The following is a 16,260-nucleotide window of genomic DNA, read 5'->3' as shown; positions in this document are numbered from 1 at the left end:
CACTCACAAAGCCCGGGGACGCGGCCCGTATGCTGCGGTCAAATTACTGCAGCATATTCGGCAGTGTCATCGAGATGGCGGGGATGAAGGTGATCATCATCAGCGCCACGAAGATCGCCGCATAGAAGGGCCAGATGGTGCGCACGGCTTGCTCCATCGGCAGTTTCCCGACAGCACAGCCCACGAACAGGCACGAACCAACCGGCGGCGTACACAGGCCCAGCCCCAGATTGACCAGCAGGATCATCCCGAATTGAAGCGGGTCGATGCCAAGGCTGTTGGCGACGGGCAGGAAGATCGGCGTACAGATCAGGATCAGCGCGGCCATGTCCATGATCATCCCAAGGATCAGCAGCGCGGCGTTGATCATCAACAGGATCAGGATCGGATTGTCGGTCAGACCGGTCAGCAGGGTCACGGTCTTGGCCGGAACCTGATAGAAGGTCAGCATATAGGCAAAGGCCCCGGCACAGGCGATCAGGATCATCACCATCGCCGTCGTGCGCACCGCCTGGCCCACGGCAAGCTTGAAATTGGCCCATGTGATGTTGCGATAGACCAGCAACGTCACGACAAAGGCATAGATCGCGCCGAAGGCACCCGATTCCGTCACCGTGAACACGCCGGACAGAACGCCGCCCACAATTATCACTGCCGTCATCAGGCCGGGAATGGCGCTGGCAAAGGTCAGCGCCAGCGCGGTCCAGCCGGGGAACTTCTCGGCCTTGTAGCCGCGCTTGACCGCAACCAGATAGGCCGCCACCGCAAGGCAGACACACATCAGGATGCCTGGCACGACACCGGCCAGAAACAGCTTGGAGATCGAAATCCCCCCGCCCGCCGCAATGGCGAAAATGATCATGTTGTGACTGGGCGGAATGATGATCCCCGCAATGGAGGACGTGACCGTCACGTTCACAGCGTAATCGGCGTCATAGCCCTTTTCCTTCATCACCGGCACAAGGATCGACCCCAGCGCCGAGATATCCGCCACCGCAGAACCGGAGATGCCGCCGAACAGCATGGACGAGAACACGTTGACGATCCCCAGACCGCCCCGCACCGCCCCCACGGCAGCAGAGGCGAAGCGGACAAGCCGCATGGCAATCCCGCCATGGAACATCAATTCGCCGGCGAAGATGAAGAACGGGATCGCCATCAGCGAGAACACGTTGATGCCCGAGATGATCCGCTGGAAGCCGATCATCAGTGGCAGACCCTCGAACCAGAAGGCCGCGATGGCGGACACGCCCAGTGCGAAGGCGACCGGAACGCCGATCACGACACAAAGGGCGAAAAGCCCAAGCAGAACCAGAAGCCCCATGGTTTACCTCTAATCGAAGGAGTCTTTGCGCGTGTCCACCCCGACCCAAAGCCGGATCAGGTGGCCAAGCGAAAACAACATGACAAGCCCCCCGCCGATGGTCAGCGGCAACGACCGCAGCCCCTCCGGCAGGTGAATAAGCGGGATCATCGATCCCCATTTGAACATCGTAAGCTGCGCGCCATACCACAGCATCAGACCACCGAAGCCCGCCAGGATCAGATCGGTCAGAACAATCAGCAGGGTCTTGAAACGGGGCGGAGACGACGTGCGCAGCAAGGTCACGGACAGGTGGGTATTCTCATGAATCCCCACAGCGGCCCCAAGAAAGGCGATGACCATCACCAACAGCAAGGCCGCCTGTTCCACCCATGTCGGCGTCGCGTTCAGCACGTAGCGGCCAAAGACGAGCCAGCCAAAAATCACCGTGAGAAAGACGAGCGACGTGCCCGTAATACCCCGGCAAAGCGCTGCAATCGCATCCAGAACCCGGTCCATCTGCCGGAGCCAGCTGGGCGCATCGTTGGGAAGGGACTGATTGGACATGGAGCCTCTCCTGAAGGCGCGCCCGACATCATGCCGGACGCGCGAACCTGCAGCAGCAGGGCGTTAGTCGGTGGCTTGGATCAGCTCGACCAGCGGACGCAGATCCGGGTTGGACGACAGATAGCCCTCATAGACCGGTCCCATGGCCGCCTGGAATGGCGCCTTGTCGGCGATCTCGTTGGTGACAACACCGCCAGATTCGACCTTGGCGCGGCTTGCTTCCTCACGCTCGGCCCAAAGCGAATGCTGAAGCTCGGCGGATTCCATTGCCGCCTCTTTCACAGCGGCCTTCATCTCGTCCGACAACCCGTTATAGGAGTCAGCATTGATGCACAGGCATTCCGGGATGATCAGGTGCTGGCTCAGCGAATAGTATCCCGCGACCTCGAAGTGACCGGTGGATTCGTAGGACGGCCAGTTGTTTTCCGCCCCGTCCACAACACCGGTCTTCAGCGCTTGGTACACTTCCGCGAACGCCATCGGCGACGGGTTGCCGCCCAGTTCTGCGATCATGCCGGAATACAGATCATTGTTCATGACCCGCACCTTCATGCCCGCAACATCCGCAGGCGTGTTGATCGGCTTGCCACCGTTATAGAACGACCGCGCACCCGCGTCGTACCACGCAAGCGGGATCAAACCCTTTGCTTCCATCCCGGCCGAGATCATCTCGCCGCCCTCGCCATTGAGAACGCGGAACATGTGCGGCACGTCCTTGAAGATGAACGGCAAAGACACGACGTTCGCTTCAGGGGCGATCGGGCCGATGGGGCCAAGGTTGAAGTTACCCACTTCCAGACCGCCAAGACGGACCTGCTCAATCGCGTCCGGCTGGCTGCCCAGCGTGCCGCCATGGAACATCTGCAAAGTGATTTCGCCACCGGTTTTCTCTGCGAGAAGTTCGGCGAATTTGTCCATCGCCACGGTGTTCGGATAGCCATCGACGTGGATATTCCACCCGCGCCAATTTTCCGCCATGGCTGCGCTGGACAAGACCGTTACAGCGGTTGCAACGCCGAAAAGCGAAGCTGTCAATTTCTGGTACATGAGTTCCTCCCTAAGATTATGCGACCAGTTATGAAAAAGGTGACCGGGGACGGTCAGGAAAAGAGCAGCCCCCCGTTGATGTCGATGTTCGCGCCGGTGATGAACGCGGCCTCCTCCGATGCGAGATAGGCAACAAGGTTCGCCACATCCTCCGACGATCCCTCCCGCTTGAGCGGCGTCGCATTGGCGACATTGCTGCGCACTTCGGATTTGGTGAACGTGTTGTGGAAATCCGTGTCGATCATGCCCGGGCAGACGGAATTGACGCGAATCTTCGGGCCAAGCTCTTTCGCAAGCCCGCGCGTCATCGTCATCACTGCCCCTTTGGACGCAGCATAAGCCACGGCCCCCGGTCCGCCGCCATCACGTCCGGCCTGGCTGGCCAGACCGACGATTGCGCCACCTTCAGACATATGCGGCAGCACGGCCTGCGCGGTATAGAAGAAAGACGTTGCGTTCAGATCCATCACCTTGTTCCAGTGATCGATATCCATCTCTGCCAAGGTTTTGCGCGCCACCAGCCCGCCGGTCACATGCACGAGAATATCGACCTTGCCGCCGAATTCGGACACGGCCGCATCGACCAGCGCCTGAACATCCGCCGCTTTGGTCATGTCGCCCTGCATCGCCAGCGCGCGCCCACCATTTTCGGTGATCTCGGCCACCGCGCTGTCCGCGCCCTCTGCCGAGCTGTGGTAGTTGATCGCCACTGCGGCCCCGTTGGCCGCAAGGCGCATCGCGCACGCCCTTCCGATATCGCGGCCGCCGCCGGTCACGATTGCGACCTTGCCCGCCATGGAAGAAGCCTTCGTATCTTGCATAGTCGTCCCCCCTTGAACCCGGCCCTCGCCCTGAGAAGCAAGTTGCGGGTTGATTTGGCAGATTAGACGACTAGTATACCAGTCATGTCAAGAGATATTCTGACCCCACATCGCTGCAAGAGCCACGGCGCGAGGCATGGCACCAGCGAAGGGCAAGGAAGTGAAGGAAGGCAGGGTCCTAAGCAGGGGTTTTGGATTCCGCCAATTCGGTCTAAGTGGGGAAAAACTGAAGGCATGTGATGCAGGGATTTTCAGAAGTTTTCGAACGACGCACCGCCGCTGACGTGGTCTTCGATCAGTTGCAGCAGGACGTCACGACGCTCAAACTGCTACCGGGCACACGTCTGTCCGAGGCCGAAGTCGCCAAGCGGTTCGGGGTCTCACGCCAGCCTGTCCGCGATGCGTTTGCACGGCTCGCCAATCTCGACCTGCTTTTGATCCGCCCGCAAAAGGCCACAGAAGTGCGCGGCTTTTCGATGGAACGTATCGCCCATGCCCGCTTTGTCCGACTGGCCGTCGAACTGGAAGTGATCCAACGCGCCTGTGCCATCTGGGACGACGCGCGCGAGAAGGAGCTGTCGCGCATCCTCGACACGCAATACGAGGCCATCGCCGCCAAGGACATCACCGCCTTCCACGCCAGCGACTATGCCTTTCACAAGGGGATTTGCGATCTGGCCGGATATCCGCTGGCATTCGAAACCATCCAGTCGTGCAAACACAAAGTCGATCGGCTTTGCGTTCTCAGCCTTGGCCGTCAGGACGAGGTCGACACGCTTTTGAATGATCATGCGCGGATTGCAGACGCCCTGTCGCGCGGGGACGTAAAAGACGCCACAGACAGCGTTCGCCTGCATTTGTCCCGGCTGGATGACACTATTGCGGATATCCACGCCAAACATGTCGAATATTTCGAATAGACAACGTATTTCGGCTGGTTGAAATCAAAACAACCGCTGGTTGCGAACGGCGTGCTGCGCTCCCCAATATCCGGCTGAAGGTCTGTCGATAGGCGGACCTTCGCCAATGCGCACTCTGCAGGGCAACACGCAACTCCCGCCATACGAGTGGGCCATGGCAACCGGCGACCACCGCTTCCGCCGCCAGGCATCTTCCAACGCGCTTCACGGACAGATAGGTGCGATGCGGCATGATACTCAGGGCATCCCGGTCCACATGATTGCGAAATTCGGACTGGAATTGCACCCCTCGTGGATCGAAGCCCTCACGCCCCGTTTTTGCGATTTGCGCCTAGAAGCAGTGATTATCACGCGCAAATCCACGCTCAAACCGATCTACGGGCTACCGCACCTCCCGCGCTTTGAAGGACGTCCAGCCATTCACGCGGCCCGTTCATTGAGGCGCTTTCCGCGGCAAGAAAACGCGCGCTTTTCAGGCGCGATCCCCCAAGTCACCAACCGCGCCCAACGCGATTCAGAGGCGCCTGAGCCTGAACAAACAGGTTACGAAATTCCGCGCCAAACCGGATGTTCGTATCGGCTTGTCTAAATCGGCGAAAAGAGATCAACCCCAGATTGACACCCCTCACCCCGCCCCCTACGCTGAGCGCGGGTGTATAGATGGAGTGGTAATTACCGAACGCCAAATAGAAATGAGATAAACAAATGAGCAGAATTGTACTGGCGTCCATGGTCTCCCTTTTAGTAACGATCATATTTGGGACCGTTTTCACAGTCGGTACTGAGAAATTATTGGTTTGGTATATTGTATTCGGCTTTATCGCGTACGCGATATCGACACTTTTGGACGCATTGTTCCCTGAGAACAGATAAAATTGGACGTCCCGATGCGGCCGCATGTGCCGCTCTTTCCGGGACTATTTAAGCGCATTGCCTTTCTCCGGGCCGGCCAAAGCGCGCGGCCCGCGAGACACCGCCAAACCCTCACGACCCGCCGGGTCAGGGCCAAGGGCGTTTTTCTTCCAACAAGCGAACGATGGGCGCGAAATAGAGCGTTTCAGACGCGGTACCAGATGCGAAATCCGCTTCCAGCCGCCTGAACACCTCCGCCCCTTGTATCGTCACTTCGCGCAGGCGATCTGCACGGACGGGTTTGAAACGATACCCATCTTCGCGCAGGCTACGGGCATCTTCGTCCTCGTGGTCACGAACGATTTTGGCCAAGCTGCGCACAGCGCGGGTCAAGGCGACCTCCGCCTCCCAGTAACCGGGATTGTTGGAAATCTTGCCCGCCCCCCGCTGCAACGCCCGCCCCGCACAATCGGGCCGGTAGACGGGATCTATCCGCGCGCAGGTTTCAAAGACGCTTTCAATCGCCGCAACAACACGGTGGGTCTGCGCCTCGCTCAACCCGCCGGACTCGAGCCCCTGCGCAAGGGCGCTGTTTCCAAACGTCAAAGCCACGCAAATGATCGCCCACACATGTTTCATCGGATCACATGCACCGCACAATTGACGTGGCGGACGACGAAGGCTGCGGTTGATCCCCACAGGATGTCGCCAACACCGGGCCGATGCGACGCCATGATCACAAGGTCGGTTCCGTTCTTGGCCGCGTATTCCGCGATTGCGCGCCCCGGCGATCCTTCCAAGATGACCGTCTTTCCCCCCGGAACCTGCGCTGCGGCGGCGTCCATCGCAGCCTTCACCCCTTCGCGCGTCGCCTCGATCAGATCGGTCGGCACGTATTGGATGGCATAGCTTGGCGGCGTCTCGAATACATGGAGCAACGTCACCTCTGCCCCATCGTCGCTCAACGCTTTGGCGATCCTCGACGGGACAATGAAATCGCTGTCACTTTCAAATGCGATCGGGATCAAAATGTTGGAATACATAGTGGCATCCTCCTTTGGTTGTCGGACAAAGGTAAACCCTGCCCGACGCCCGATCCTTGATTCATGTCAGGTCGTGCCGTGTTTTCCGATCTCCCAACCGGTGGCGTCGACCAAACGCTTCTGCCCGCGATCATGCGGCAACTCTTCCAACGCTGTACCCATCGAATCGTTCCAACGATTAAGATACCCGAAAAGGGCGACAACCGCTGTGATCTCGACAATCGCCTCCTCGGACCAGTGTTCCCGCAAGCGCGCGCCCACCTCTTCCGTCACCATGTTCGGGACCGACGCCGCCGCGTGGGCAAAGGCCAGCGCTGCCTTTTCCGCGTCAGTATAATGTGGGCTGTCTTCGAAATCGTAAACGCTGTTCAGCCGCTCTTCGGAGGCGCCGAACCGTTCGGACGCGAGGATCATGTGCGCCTGGCAGTAAAGGCACCCGGAAGCGAAGCTTGAAACATAGCCGACAAGACGTTTGAATTCGAGCGTCACCGCGCCGTAATCGCCCATCACCGCCTTGTTGAGTTCCGTATAGGCCCGCGCGATCTCGGGACGCCGTGCCATAGTGCGAATCGAGTTGGGAATCCCGCCCAACGTTCCGCGAAAAAAGCTGAACTCCTCAAGCAGTTCAGGTGTCATTTCGTCTTCTTCCAATGCTGCAATCAATGGCATTGTGGTCTCCTCCAGTTCCATCGGCGGGACCGTAGGGCATTGGTAACCTGTCGTTAAGGTGCGTTAACCATAAAAGACGCATGGTTACGCGCGCGCTTGCCCTTTTGCTTTTGATCAGCCTGCCGCTCCCCGCGACGGGGGGCGCATGGTTGCGCGAAGAGGGCACGACATTTCTGTCGCTGGGCTTCGAGGCGCGGCGCTTTGAGGCAACGGGTCACTCGCTCTCACGGCAAGAGCTTTATATCGAGCATGGCCTGCGCCCCAAGCTGACTATTGGCGCCAAGGGCAATCTGGACAGCGACAGCACCGCGACGGGTGAAATTTTTGCCCGTTTCCCGCTGCGCGCGGATGACTGCCCCGGCCGGATCGCCGCCGAAATCGGGATCGGCGGAGAGCATGACGGCTTTGTCATTGCCCCCTATCTGCGAACCGGGGTGTCATGGGGGCGCGGCATCAAAATCGCCCGGAAATCCGGCTGGGTGAACGTGGATGGTGCGGTCGAGTGGCCCATCAAGAACGCGACGGAAGACCCGCTTTGGAAGCTTGACGCAACCGTCGGCCTGTCCCTGTCGGAGCGCAGCCAGATCATGTTTCAGGCCTTCTTCGAAAGCAGTTCCGGCCGCAACCGCGTAACGCTGAACCCGTCCTATATCTTCCGCACCAAGAATGGCACACGCTATGTCGGTGGGATCGCGCATCGCACTGGCACGGACGGATATACCAGCCTCCGCTTCGGGATTTGGCGAGAATTTTAGATTTCGTGTAAAGGCTACACTTACCAAGAGTTGAACTCTGCTTTGCAAAATGCGCTCGGCTGTGGCGTTGTCCGCGCAGCGATGAGTAATGATCATCTGTTTAAAGAGTGCGCTGACCTATGCTGTGGCTTGCAGGTTTACTTGGCTTGATGGCTGTCGGGGCTTTCGCCCTGTTCGATTTCTCCACGCCGAACGAGTCCGACGAGATGGAGGACTTGCCCGACATCGCGGAAGGGCTGGAATTGATCGATGGCACACCCGTTGCAGAGGCGTCCTCTGACACCGCAGATGCGGAGGCCGACGATCAAGCGCCGCCCTCGAAAAGCACCTCCGAAAATGACGTGGACAGCCCGCCGCTGTCGCTGGAAACATTTGCCATCGCCTCGGACAAACGGGAGGACGGGCTGGACAGTTCGAATTTCGACGGGCCAGATTACGACGGAACTGACGAAGACCCGCTTGATGTCGAAATCCTCGTTGGCGAAATGCTGGGCGATCCGACCGTAGACGACGGAATGACTCTTGCGGAGGAATTGGCCGCCGCCGCGAAACTTCTTGCAGTGAGTGAGGATGCGCCCGAAGCCGATGGTTCCGAAACGGATGCGTGGGATCAATGGTTCGGCGAAGACCCGGACCTGTCGGGCTTTGACCCGGATACAGACGAACTCTTCGTTATCTGGGACGATACATCTGGCGACGTGCCCGACCTGACCATCGTGCCCGGCGCGGACGCAACCCAGATCCGCTTGGGCGACGCCATGATCGGCAAGATCGAAGCTGGCCTGCACATCACCGCCGACAATATCGCGCTTATGCCGCTAAGCACCGCGCAAGGACTTGGCTGGGCCCCGGCTTAAGCGGTGCGTGCGTTCGATGCCTGCGCCGCAAGGGCTGATATTCCCAAAACGAGGCTTTACATCCACGGCTTGAAGCGTGTAAGCGCTCGGCTTCGCTGACTGGCCTCTGGACGAGTCGGCGTTCTCTACGCCCTGTGCTGGACGACATCCCGGCCTGCGGCGGTTCCTGTATCTAGCCCGAAAGGAGACCCCGATGTCGATTGCACCTGAAGAAAAGCAGCGCTTGATGAAAGAATTCGGCGCGAAGGAAGGCGACACCGGTTCCCCGGAAGTACAAGTCGCGATCCTGACCTCGCGCATCAACACGCTGACAGAGCACTTCAAAACGCACAAGAAAGACAACCATGGCCGTCGCGGCCTGCTGAAAATGGTTGCTCAGCGCCGTAAGCTGCTGGACTACGTCAAAGGCAAGGACGACGCGCGCTATCGCGATCTGATCGGACGCCTCGGCATTCGCCGCTAATCGGTTTCGATCCCGGAATTCAGACGCGCGCCCCCTCGGGCGCGCGTTTTTCGTTCCGGCGCTCGACACAGTATCGACCGCAAGCCGTTCTCTTTTTCCCCGCGCCCACGTACACAGCGATCATGGACAGTTTGCCAATCTTCCTCGTCACCGCCCCGGGCCTCGAAAGCTATCTTGCCGACGAAGCGCGCGAACGCGGCTTCAACGTGACCGAGCAAATCCCCGGCGGCGTCACTCTGGACGGCACATGGGACGACGCCTTGCGCGCCAATATCTGGCTGCGCGGCGCCACCCGCGTCCTTGTCCGTGTCGCCGAATTTCGCGCGCTGCACCTCGCGCAGCTCGACAAACGCTCCCGCAAGCTGCCGTGGTCGGACTGGCTGCGCCCCGATGTTCCGATCCGCGTAGAAGCGACCTGCCGCAAATCGCGGATTTACCACCACCGCGCGGCGGCCCAACGTGTCGGCCGCGCCATCACCGAAACGCTGGGCGCGACGGTCGATGACAAGGCGGCATTGACGCTGAAAGTCCGGATCGAGGATGACCTGTGCACGATCTCCATCGATACGTCCGGCCCGTCGCTGCACAAGCGCGGTTTGAAACAGCAGGTGAACAAGGCCCCGATGCGGGAAACTCTGGCCGCTTTGTTTCTGCGCGCGGCGGGGTATGACGGAACGCAACCGGTCTATGACCCGATGTGCGGCTCTGGCACCTTCCCGATTGAAGCGGCGGAAATCGCCCTTGGCCTCGCCCCCGGACGCGCCCGCAGCTTCGCGATGTATAACCTTGCCTCCAGCCTCAGACCGGAACGCGCAGACCTGCCCGCCCCGAAAGAGACATCGCTGCGGTTCTACGGCTCTGACCGGGACAATGGCGCAATCGCCATGTCGCGCGCCAATGCGGAGCGCGCCGGCGTGGATCATGTGACAAGCTTCGACATGAAACCCATCGCCGAGGCGACGCCGCCCGAGGGTCCGCCGGGCCTTGTCATCCTGAACCCGCCCTATGGTGGGCGGATTGGCAACAAGAAGCCGCTTTATGGATTATACGCTGCCATTGGTGAGACCCTGCGAACGAATTTCACCGGGTGGCGCGTCGGCCTCATCACGTCAGAGCAGTCCCTGGCCAAGGCCACCGGCCTGCCTTTTGACGCGCCCGGCCCCTTGGTGGATCACGGCGGCATCAAGATCCGGCTTTGGCAGACCGGCACGCTTTGACCGCCGCAAGCGTCTAAAATTTAACGAAAGATCAACCTGTCTTCACGTAAGCATGTTGGGTCGGTGACGAACCGGCCCAGTGCTTGTTGAAGAAGACCAGGTATGAATATTGCCCTTGCCCAAAGCGAAATCGCGCATTTCCTCGACTGCGGCAGCCGCGCCATAACCGACCTTTGGGCGGCGCGCAGATTGCAGCGGTCTGTATTCGTGGATCACCGCACCACGCCAGAGCTGTCGCACTCTTCGGTTTATGACGTGCTTGATTATTACATCCAGACAGAAGTCATCGCCCCGGGCGAGCCCGCGTCAGAGGTCGAGGCATGGCTTTGCGCCGTGGACGAACTGGTCGAATCCGACACATGGCAGACGCAATCCTTCGAAGACACGGCCTTTGAGCTGATGCAGATGTATATGGATTTCTCCGGCACGCCCTGCCCGCCGATGGAACTGGCCGTGCGCGGGACCAAGGTGCTGACCGCCTATTTCTGCCTGCTGCGGTTTGTCGAGAATGACAACCAGTCCGACGCGCAGCAGGATCTTCCCCTTAGCCTGGAATATTGACGGCGCGCTGCGGTGCAACGGCCCCGGTTGGCAAGGTCAGGCGGCCTCCAAACCGCATCCCTGCTGCACTACCGCGCGAAAGTGCCGCGAAAAAGAGCATTTCCCTTTAGCGATAAAATGCGGTAGGGGCAGCACTATCTGAGACGTGACGCCTTTGGCCCCCGGGCGCGTGCAAGAGGATGAGGGGGGCGGCGGCAATGGGGCCGCCAATGCAAAAGCCAGACCCGGGAACGCCTGGGAGTGCTGGCAACAGGAAACGACGATGTTCAACATATCCAGAAAATCCATTCAGTGGGGCGAAGAAACGCTCACGCTGGAAACAGGTAAAGTGGCCCGTCAGGCAGACGGGTCCGTCATCGCAACGCTGGGCGAAACCAGCGTGATGGCGAACGTAACTTTCGCCAAGTCACCGAAGCCGGGTCAGGACTTTTTCCCGCTGACGGTTCACTACCAAGAAAAATACTATGCTGCGGGCAAGGTGCCCGGTGGCTTCTTCAAGCGCGAGGCACGGCCGACCGAAAAGGAAACGCTGACTGCGCGCCTGATCGACCGTCCGATCCGCCCGCTGTTCGTCCCCGGCTTCAAAAACGAAGTTCTGGTGATGTGCACCGTGCTCAGCCACGATCTGGTCAACGACCCGGACATCGTGGCGATGATCGCTGCATCCGCTGCGCTGACCATTTCCGGTGCGCCGTTCATGGGCCCGATCGCGGGCGCGCGCGTTGGCTTCGAGGACGGTGAATACGTCCTGAACCCGACCGTGGACGACATGCAGGATCTGCGCCTGAACCCTGATCAACGCCTCGACCTGGTCGTTGCCGGGACCAAAGACGCGGTGATGATGGTGGAATCGGAAGCCTATGAGCTGACCGAAGAAGAAATGCTCGGCGCGGTGAACTTTGCGCATCAGCAAATCCAGCCGGTCATCGACCTGATCATTTCGCTGGCCGAAGAAGCCGCGAAAGAGCCGTTCGACTTCCAGCCGCCGGATTACTCCGACCTGTTCGAAGCGGTCAAAGCCGCTGGCGAATCCGCCATGCGCGATGCCTATGCCATCACCGACAAGCAAGAGCGTACCGCTGCCGTTGCCGCCGCCAAGCAGGCGATCATCGACGGGCTGAGCGAAGAACAGCAAGAAGACGCGAACCTTGGTTCTGCGCTGAAAAAGCTGGAATCCTCTGTCCTGCGCGGCACTGTCGTGAAAGAAGGCAAGCGGATCGACGGTCGTGCGCTGGATCAGGTACGCAGCATCGAATGTGAAACCGGCCTGCTGCCGCGGACACACGGTTCTGCGCTGTTCACGCGCGGCGAGACTCAAGGTCTGGTCGTGACCACGCTGGGCACCGGCGATGACGAACAGTTCATCGACGCGCTGCATGGCAACTTCAAATCCAACTTCCTGCTGCACTACAACTTCCCGCCCTATTCGGTCGGCGAAGCAGGTCGCGTGGGCCCTCCGGGTCGCCGCGAGATCGGTCACGGCAAACTGGCATGGCGTGCCCTTCAGGCCGTTCTGCCCGCCCCGACTGACTTCCCCTACACGGTGCGCGTGGTTTCCGAGATCACCGAATCCAACGGCTCTTCGTCGATGGCGTCGGTCTGCGGCGGCTCGCTGTCCATGATGGACGCCGGTGTTCCGCTGAAAGCGGCGGTTGCCGGTGTTGCGATGGGTCTGGTTCTGGAAGACGACGGGTCCTACGCGGTCCTGACCGACATCCTTGGTGACGAAGACCACCTTGGCGACATGGACTTCAAAGTGGCCGGGACCGAAGCCGGGATCACCTCGCTGCAAATGGATATCAAGGTCGCAGGCATCACGCCCGAGATCATGGAGAAGGCACTGGCGCAAGCCAAGGAAGGCCGTCTGCATATCCTTGGCGAGATGAACAAGGCCCTGTCCGAGACATCGGATTTCTCCGTCCACGCACCGCGCATCGAAACGATGACCGTGCCCACCGACAAGATCCGTGAAGTGATCGGTTCGGGCGGCAAGGTCATCCGCGAGATCGTGGAAGTGTCCGGCGCGAAGGTCGACATCAACGACGATGGCGTGATCAAGATCGCGTCGCCGAACGGTGAAGCCATTCAGAAAGCCTATGACATGATCTATTCGATCGTGGCAGAGCCGGAAGAAGGCCACATCTACAAAGGTACGGTTGTGAAGATCGTCGATTTCGGCGCCTTCGTGAACTTCTTTGGCAAGCGCGACGGTCTGGTCCACGTGTCCCAGATCGAAAACCGCCGCCTGAACCACCCCTCCGACGTTCTCAAAGAAGGTCAGGAAGTGTGGGTCAAGCTGCTTGGCTTCGACGATCGCGGCAAGGTTCGCCTGTCGATGAAGGTCGTGAACCAAGAGACCGGCGAAGAGCAGGCTGAAGAGCCGAAGAAGAAGAAAGAGAAAGTAAGCGACGAAGAGGAATAATCCTCTCCACGTGCTTGTTTCCAGGGGCCCGGGCAATACTGCGCCGGGCCTCTTTTTTGCTTCCCTCATAGCAACAGTGACGTGCGGTCCGGTAGAATATTTCTGGACAGCCCCGGTTTACGCAACAAATCTGTCGCCACTACTGGGAGGAAATAATGAAACTAAATGCAGCCATCTGCGCGGTGGCCCTTTGTCTTGGCCAACCCGCGCTTTCCACAACACTCGACACATTCACCGGCTTTGTCGGTTTCGGCGACAGTCTCAGCGACGCGGGACGGTTCGGTCAACTTATCCCGCCGAGCAATGGCGGGCGGTTCACCGACGGCATCACGTGGATGGAGGTTCTGGGAAACGAGTTCACCGCCCGCGGCGACAACGCGTATAACATGGCGCTTGGCGGCGCGACCGCGGGGCCGGTCAACACCAACCTGCCGGGCTTTGCCTTTGTCGATTCCATCACGCCGCGCGATCCGGGCGATCCGAACGACATTCCGCTTGTGAACCTTGCGACCCTGTCCGATCAGGTCGCGTCCTTCGCGGCGGCGGGCTTTGACAGCATGGTCGGTGACAATCCCTTGGTCACGATTCTGCTGGGCGGCAACGACTTCCTGCAAAACCCCTTGGCCGATCCCTTGGCCGTCATCCAAAACATCGCGGATGGCATTGTGCAGACGGCCAGCCTTGGCGCTCAATTCGACAGCTTCATGGTGGCGAACCTGCCTGATTTCTCGGTCCGGCCTTCGCTTTTCTATGCCGATGCCGCGCTCAAGGCGGATATCCGTTCTCAAAGCATCGGGTTCAACTTCCTGCTCGATGCGGCGATGACCTCGCTTGCCGGGGCCACGGGGCTGGAGATCGAGATTTTCGATCTCTTCTCCACCGCCGATGCCGCGTATCAGGACGCGATCAGCGCAGGTGTTATCCTGGACGATACATGCGTCGACAGCCTGAACGGGTTGGCTCCCGATCCGGCCTGCGACGAGCCGAGCGAATCCGCCAACTATCTGTTCATCGACGATGTGCATCCGGGTGATTTCGCGCAATCGCGTTGGGGCGCGGCCGCTGTGGCGCAGGTGCAAGGGCGCCTGTCGCCGGTGCCGCTGCCAGCGGGGGCGGTGTTGCTGCTGACGGGTGTGGCCGTTCTTGCAGGAAAGCGCGCGCGCCGGGCCTGACACAGAAACGCGACGTGAAGGAACATCACCGCCGCCTTGTGGACCAAGGGCGGCGGTGACACAGTGCCGCCGGAATCAGCCGTTCACAAAGGGAGTCGGAACATGCTGGAAAAGCGCGAATTCTACATCAACGGAGAATGGGTCGCCTCGCAGGGAGGCAAGGACCATCACGTGATCGATCCCTCGACAGAGGAGCCTTGCGCCGTCATCACGCTGGGAACCGAGGCCGACGCCAATGCGGCCGTTGCCGCAGCCAAGGCCGCTTTCCCGGGCTGGATGTCCACACCGGTGGAAGAGCGGATCGCCCTGATCGAAAAACTGATCCAAGTCTACGAATCCAAGGGCGAGGAAATGGCGCAGGCGATCAGCGTCGAAATGGGCGCGCCCATCGACATGGCCCGTACCCAGCAGGTCGGGGCAGGTGTCTATCACCTGAAAAACTTCGTCAAAGCCGCCAAGGATTTCCAATTCATCAAGCCGCTTGGCGATCACGCCCCCAATGACCGCATCATCCATGAGGCCGTCGGCGTTGCGACGCTGATCACGCCCTGGAACTGGCCGATGAACCAGGTCACGCTGAAAGTCGGCGCGGCGGCGGTTGCGGGCTGTACCATGATCCTCAAACCTTCCGAAGAAAGCCCGCTGGATGCGATGCTGTTCGCGGAAATGATGGATGAGGCAGGCTTCCCCAAAGGCGTCTTCAACCTTGTGAATGGCGACGGCGTCGGCGTCGGCACCGTGCTGACCGGACATCCCGATGTGGATATGGTCAGCTTCACCGGGTCGTCCCGCGCGGGGCGTCTGATCTCCAAGAACGCGGCGGAAACGCTCAAGCGTGTGCATCTGGAACTGGGTGGCAAAGGCGCGAATATCGTCTTCGACGATGCGGACGAGAAAGCCGTCAAGCGCGGCGTGCTGCACATGATGAACAACACCGGCCAATCCTGTAACGCCCCGTCGCGGATGCTGGTGCAGCGCGGCATCTATGACAAGGCGGTCGAAGAAGCCCAAGCCGTCGCCGAAAGCGTGACCGTCGGTCCGGCGTCCGCAGAAGGCCGCCATATCGGTCCGGTCGTGAACGAACTGCAATGGAACAAGATCCAGGACCTGATCCAGAAGGGTATCGACGAAGGCGCACGGCTGATCGCTGGCGGCACCGGACGCCCGGAAGGTTTCAACAAGGGGTTCTATGTCCGTCCAACCGTCTTTGCGGATGTGAACAACGACATGACCATCGCGCGCGAAGAAATCTTTGGCCCGGTGCTCAGCATGATCCCCTTCGACACCGAAGAGGAAGCCGTGCAGATCGCCAATGACACCGTGTATGGTCTGACCAACTATGTGCAGACGCAGGACGGCGGACGGGCGAACCGGGTTTCGCAGCAATTGCGCTCTGGCATGGTTGAACTGAACGGCCAGTCGCGCGGCGCGGGTGCCCCGTTTGGCGGCATGAAACAGTCCGGCAATGGCCGCGAAGGTGGTGTCTGGGGCATCGAGGACTTCCTCGAAGTCAAATCCGTCTCCGGCTGGGCCGCCGAGTAAACCGAAATACCTTGGTTCCCCCCTGCAACTGCCGTAAAATCCGGTGTAT

Annotated in this window: 17 protein-coding genes; 10 read left to right on the top strand and 7 right to left on the bottom strand. The window is 60.0% G+C overall.

What is annotated here, in order from left to right:
* Positions 1-43: 43 nt before the first annotated feature.
* The 4 genes from E4Z66_RS06890 to E4Z66_RS06875 form a co-directional block, all read right to left on the bottom strand.
* Entirely contained in the window at positions 44-1,324 is a 1,281-nt protein-coding gene (locus E4Z66_RS06890; protein ID WP_136462273.1) for a TRAP transporter large permease, read from the bottom strand.
* 9 nt (positions 1,325-1,333) lie between these two features.
* On the bottom strand, positions 1,334-1,870 hold the full coding sequence (locus E4Z66_RS06885; protein ID WP_136462272.1) for a TRAP transporter small permease: 537 nt from the start codon (positions 1,868-1,870) through the stop codon (positions 1,334-1,336).
* A 63-nt stretch (positions 1,871-1,933) separates the two neighbouring features.
* The gene (locus E4Z66_RS06880) at positions 1,934-2,917 is read right to left on the bottom strand and encodes a TRAP transporter substrate-binding protein (RefSeq protein ID WP_136462271.1); all 984 of its coding nucleotides are present in this window, start codon (positions 2,915-2,917) and stop codon (positions 1,934-1,936) included.
* A 53-nt stretch (positions 2,918-2,970) separates the two neighbouring features.
* On the bottom strand, positions 2,971-3,738 hold the full coding sequence (locus E4Z66_RS06875) for an SDR family NAD(P)-dependent oxidoreductase (RefSeq protein WP_136462270.1): 768 nt from the start codon (positions 3,736-3,738) through the stop codon (positions 2,971-2,973).
* 239 nt (positions 3,739-3,977) lie between these two features.
* Between E4Z66_RS06875 and E4Z66_RS06870 the strand changes: the two genes are divergently transcribed.
* The gene (locus E4Z66_RS06870) at positions 3,978-4,658 is read left to right on the top strand and encodes a GntR family transcriptional regulator (RefSeq protein WP_136462269.1); all 681 of its coding nucleotides are present in this window, start codon (positions 3,978-3,980) and stop codon (positions 4,656-4,658) included.
* A gap of 154 nt (positions 4,659-4,812) precedes the next feature.
* Positions 4,813-5,247 carry a hypothetical protein gene (locus E4Z66_RS06865; RefSeq protein WP_136462268.1) on the top strand — a complete coding sequence of 145 codons (435 nt, stop codon included), beginning with the start codon at positions 4,813-4,815 and terminating at the stop codon, positions 5,245-5,247.
* Between the two features lie 410 nt (positions 5,248-5,657).
* On the opposite strand, the gene E4Z66_RS06860 is transcribed toward E4Z66_RS06865, so the two are convergent.
* The 3 genes from E4Z66_RS06860 to E4Z66_RS06850 all read right to left on the bottom strand — a co-directional run bounded on the left by E4Z66_RS06860 (position 5,658) and on the right by E4Z66_RS06850 (position 7,222).
* On the bottom strand, positions 5,658-6,149 hold the full coding sequence (locus E4Z66_RS06860; protein WP_136462267.1) for a hypothetical protein: 492 nt from the start codon (positions 6,147-6,149) through the stop codon (positions 5,658-5,660).
* Positions 6,146-6,553 carry a universal stress protein gene (locus E4Z66_RS06855; protein ID WP_136462266.1) on the bottom strand — a complete coding sequence of 136 codons (408 nt, stop codon included), beginning with the start codon at positions 6,551-6,553 and terminating at the stop codon, positions 6,146-6,148. Before E4Z66_RS06855 ends, E4Z66_RS06860 begins: the two co-directional genes overlap by 4 nt.
* Positions 6,554-6,619: 66 nt before the next feature.
* A complete protein-coding gene (locus E4Z66_RS06850) occupies positions 6,620-7,222 on the bottom strand; it encodes a carboxymuconolactone decarboxylase family protein (protein WP_136462265.1) in 603 nt (200 codons plus the stop codon).
* An 80-nt stretch (positions 7,223-7,302) separates the two neighbouring features.
* Between E4Z66_RS06850 and E4Z66_RS06845 the strand changes: the two genes are divergently transcribed.
* The 8 genes from E4Z66_RS06845 to E4Z66_RS06810 all read left to right on the top strand — a co-directional run bounded on the left by E4Z66_RS06845 (position 7,303) and on the right by E4Z66_RS06810 (position 16,211).
* Positions 7,303-7,977: a hypothetical protein gene (locus E4Z66_RS06845; RefSeq protein ID WP_136462264.1), complete on the top strand. Its 675-nt coding sequence runs from the start codon at positions 7,303-7,305 to the stop codon at positions 7,975-7,977.
* Between the two features lie 119 nt (positions 7,978-8,096).
* Positions 8,097-8,834 (top strand): hypothetical protein, encoded by a 738-nt coding sequence (locus E4Z66_RS06840; RefSeq protein ID WP_136462263.1) that lies wholly within the window; start codon positions 8,097-8,099, stop codon positions 8,832-8,834.
* Positions 8,835-9,027: 193 nt separating this feature from the next.
* On the top strand, positions 9,028-9,297 hold the full coding sequence (gene rpsO / locus E4Z66_RS06835) for a 30S ribosomal protein S15 (RefSeq protein ID WP_136462262.1): 270 nt from the start codon (positions 9,028-9,030) through the stop codon (positions 9,295-9,297).
* Between the two features lie 122 nt (positions 9,298-9,419).
* The gene (locus E4Z66_RS06830) at positions 9,420-10,514 is read left to right on the top strand and encodes a THUMP domain-containing class I SAM-dependent RNA methyltransferase (RefSeq protein WP_136462261.1); all 1,095 of its coding nucleotides are present in this window, start codon (positions 9,420-9,422) and stop codon (positions 10,512-10,514) included.
* Between the two features lie 102 nt (positions 10,515-10,616).
* Positions 10,617-11,075: a hypothetical protein gene (locus tag E4Z66_RS06825; protein ID WP_136462260.1), complete on the top strand. Its 459-nt coding sequence runs from the start codon at positions 10,617-10,619 to the stop codon at positions 11,073-11,075.
* A 262-nt stretch (positions 11,076-11,337) separates the two neighbouring features.
* Positions 11,338-13,497: a polyribonucleotide nucleotidyltransferase gene (pnp, locus tag E4Z66_RS06820; RefSeq protein ID WP_136462259.1), complete on the top strand. Its 2,160-nt coding sequence runs from the start codon at positions 11,338-11,340 to the stop codon at positions 13,495-13,497.
* 155 nt (positions 13,498-13,652) lie between these two features.
* Positions 13,653-14,669, top strand: a complete 1,017-nt coding sequence (locus E4Z66_RS06815) for an SGNH/GDSL hydrolase family protein (protein WP_136462258.1) — start codon at positions 13,653-13,655, stop codon at positions 14,667-14,669.
* 102 nt (positions 14,670-14,771) lie between these two features.
* Positions 14,772-16,211 carry an aldehyde dehydrogenase family protein gene (locus E4Z66_RS06810; RefSeq protein WP_136462257.1) on the top strand — a complete coding sequence of 480 codons (1,440 nt, stop codon included), beginning with the start codon at positions 14,772-14,774 and terminating at the stop codon, positions 16,209-16,211.
* The last annotated feature ends 49 nt before the right edge of the window (positions 16,212-16,260 follow it).

The sequence above is a fragment of the Aliishimia ponticola genome (assembly GCF_004803475.1).
Lineage (GTDB): Bacteria > Pseudomonadota > Alphaproteobacteria > Rhodobacterales > Rhodobacteraceae > Aliishimia > Aliishimia ponticola.
The sequence above is the reverse complement of the archived record's forward strand: the minus strand, read 5'-3'. Positions and strand labels throughout refer to the sequence as shown.

What these genes read in the sequence shown, in the direction of transcription:
- E4Z66_RS06890 (WP_136462273.1), bottom strand. Translation starts at nt 1,324, where the DNA reads ATGGGGCTTCTGGTTCTGCTTGGGCTTTTCGCCCTTTGTGTCGTGATC.
- E4Z66_RS06885 (WP_136462272.1), bottom strand. Translation starts at nt 1,870, where the DNA reads ATGTCCAATCAGTCCCTTCCCAACGATGCGCCCAGCTGGCTCCGGCAG.
- E4Z66_RS06880 (WP_136462271.1), bottom strand. Translation starts at nt 2,917, where the DNA reads ATGTACCAGAAATTGACAGCTTCGCTTTTCGGCGTTGCAACCGCTGTA.
- E4Z66_RS06875 (WP_136462270.1), bottom strand. Translation starts at nt 3,738, where the DNA reads ATGCAAGATACGAAGGCTTCTTCCATGGCGGGCAAGGTCGCAATCGTG.
- E4Z66_RS06870 (WP_136462269.1), top strand. Translation starts at nt 3,978, where the DNA reads ATGCAGGGATTTTCAGAAGTTTTCGAACGACGCACCGCCGCTGACGTG.
- E4Z66_RS06865 (WP_136462268.1), top strand. Translation starts at nt 4,813, where the DNA reads ATGGCAACCGGCGACCACCGCTTCCGCCGCCAGGCATCTTCCAACGCG.
- E4Z66_RS06860 (WP_136462267.1), bottom strand. Translation starts at nt 6,149, where the DNA reads ATGAAACATGTGTGGGCGATCATTTGCGTGGCTTTGACGTTTGGAAAC.
- E4Z66_RS06855 (WP_136462266.1), bottom strand. Translation starts at nt 6,553, where the DNA reads ATGTATTCCAACATTTTGATCCCGATCGCATTTGAAAGTGACAGCGAT.
- E4Z66_RS06850 (WP_136462265.1), bottom strand. Translation starts at nt 7,222, where the DNA reads ATGCCATTGATTGCAGCATTGGAAGAAGACGAAATGACACCTGAACTG.
- E4Z66_RS06845 (WP_136462264.1), top strand. Translation starts at nt 7,303, where the DNA reads ATGGTTACGCGCGCGCTTGCCCTTTTGCTTTTGATCAGCCTGCCGCTC.
- E4Z66_RS06840 (WP_136462263.1), top strand. Translation starts at nt 8,097, where the DNA reads ATGCTGTGGCTTGCAGGTTTACTTGGCTTGATGGCTGTCGGGGCTTTC.
- rpsO (WP_136462262.1), top strand. Translation starts at nt 9,028, where the DNA reads ATGTCGATTGCACCTGAAGAAAAGCAGCGCTTGATGAAAGAATTCGGC.
- E4Z66_RS06830 (WP_136462261.1), top strand. Translation starts at nt 9,420, where the DNA reads ATGGACAGTTTGCCAATCTTCCTCGTCACCGCCCCGGGCCTCGAAAGC.
- E4Z66_RS06825 (WP_136462260.1), top strand. Translation starts at nt 10,617, where the DNA reads ATGAATATTGCCCTTGCCCAAAGCGAAATCGCGCATTTCCTCGACTGC.
- pnp (WP_136462259.1), top strand. Translation starts at nt 11,338, where the DNA reads ATGTTCAACATATCCAGAAAATCCATTCAGTGGGGCGAAGAAACGCTC.
- E4Z66_RS06815 (WP_136462258.1), top strand. Translation starts at nt 13,653, where the DNA reads ATGAAACTAAATGCAGCCATCTGCGCGGTGGCCCTTTGTCTTGGCCAA.
- E4Z66_RS06810 (WP_136462257.1), top strand. Translation starts at nt 14,772, where the DNA reads ATGCTGGAAAAGCGCGAATTCTACATCAACGGAGAATGGGTCGCCTCG.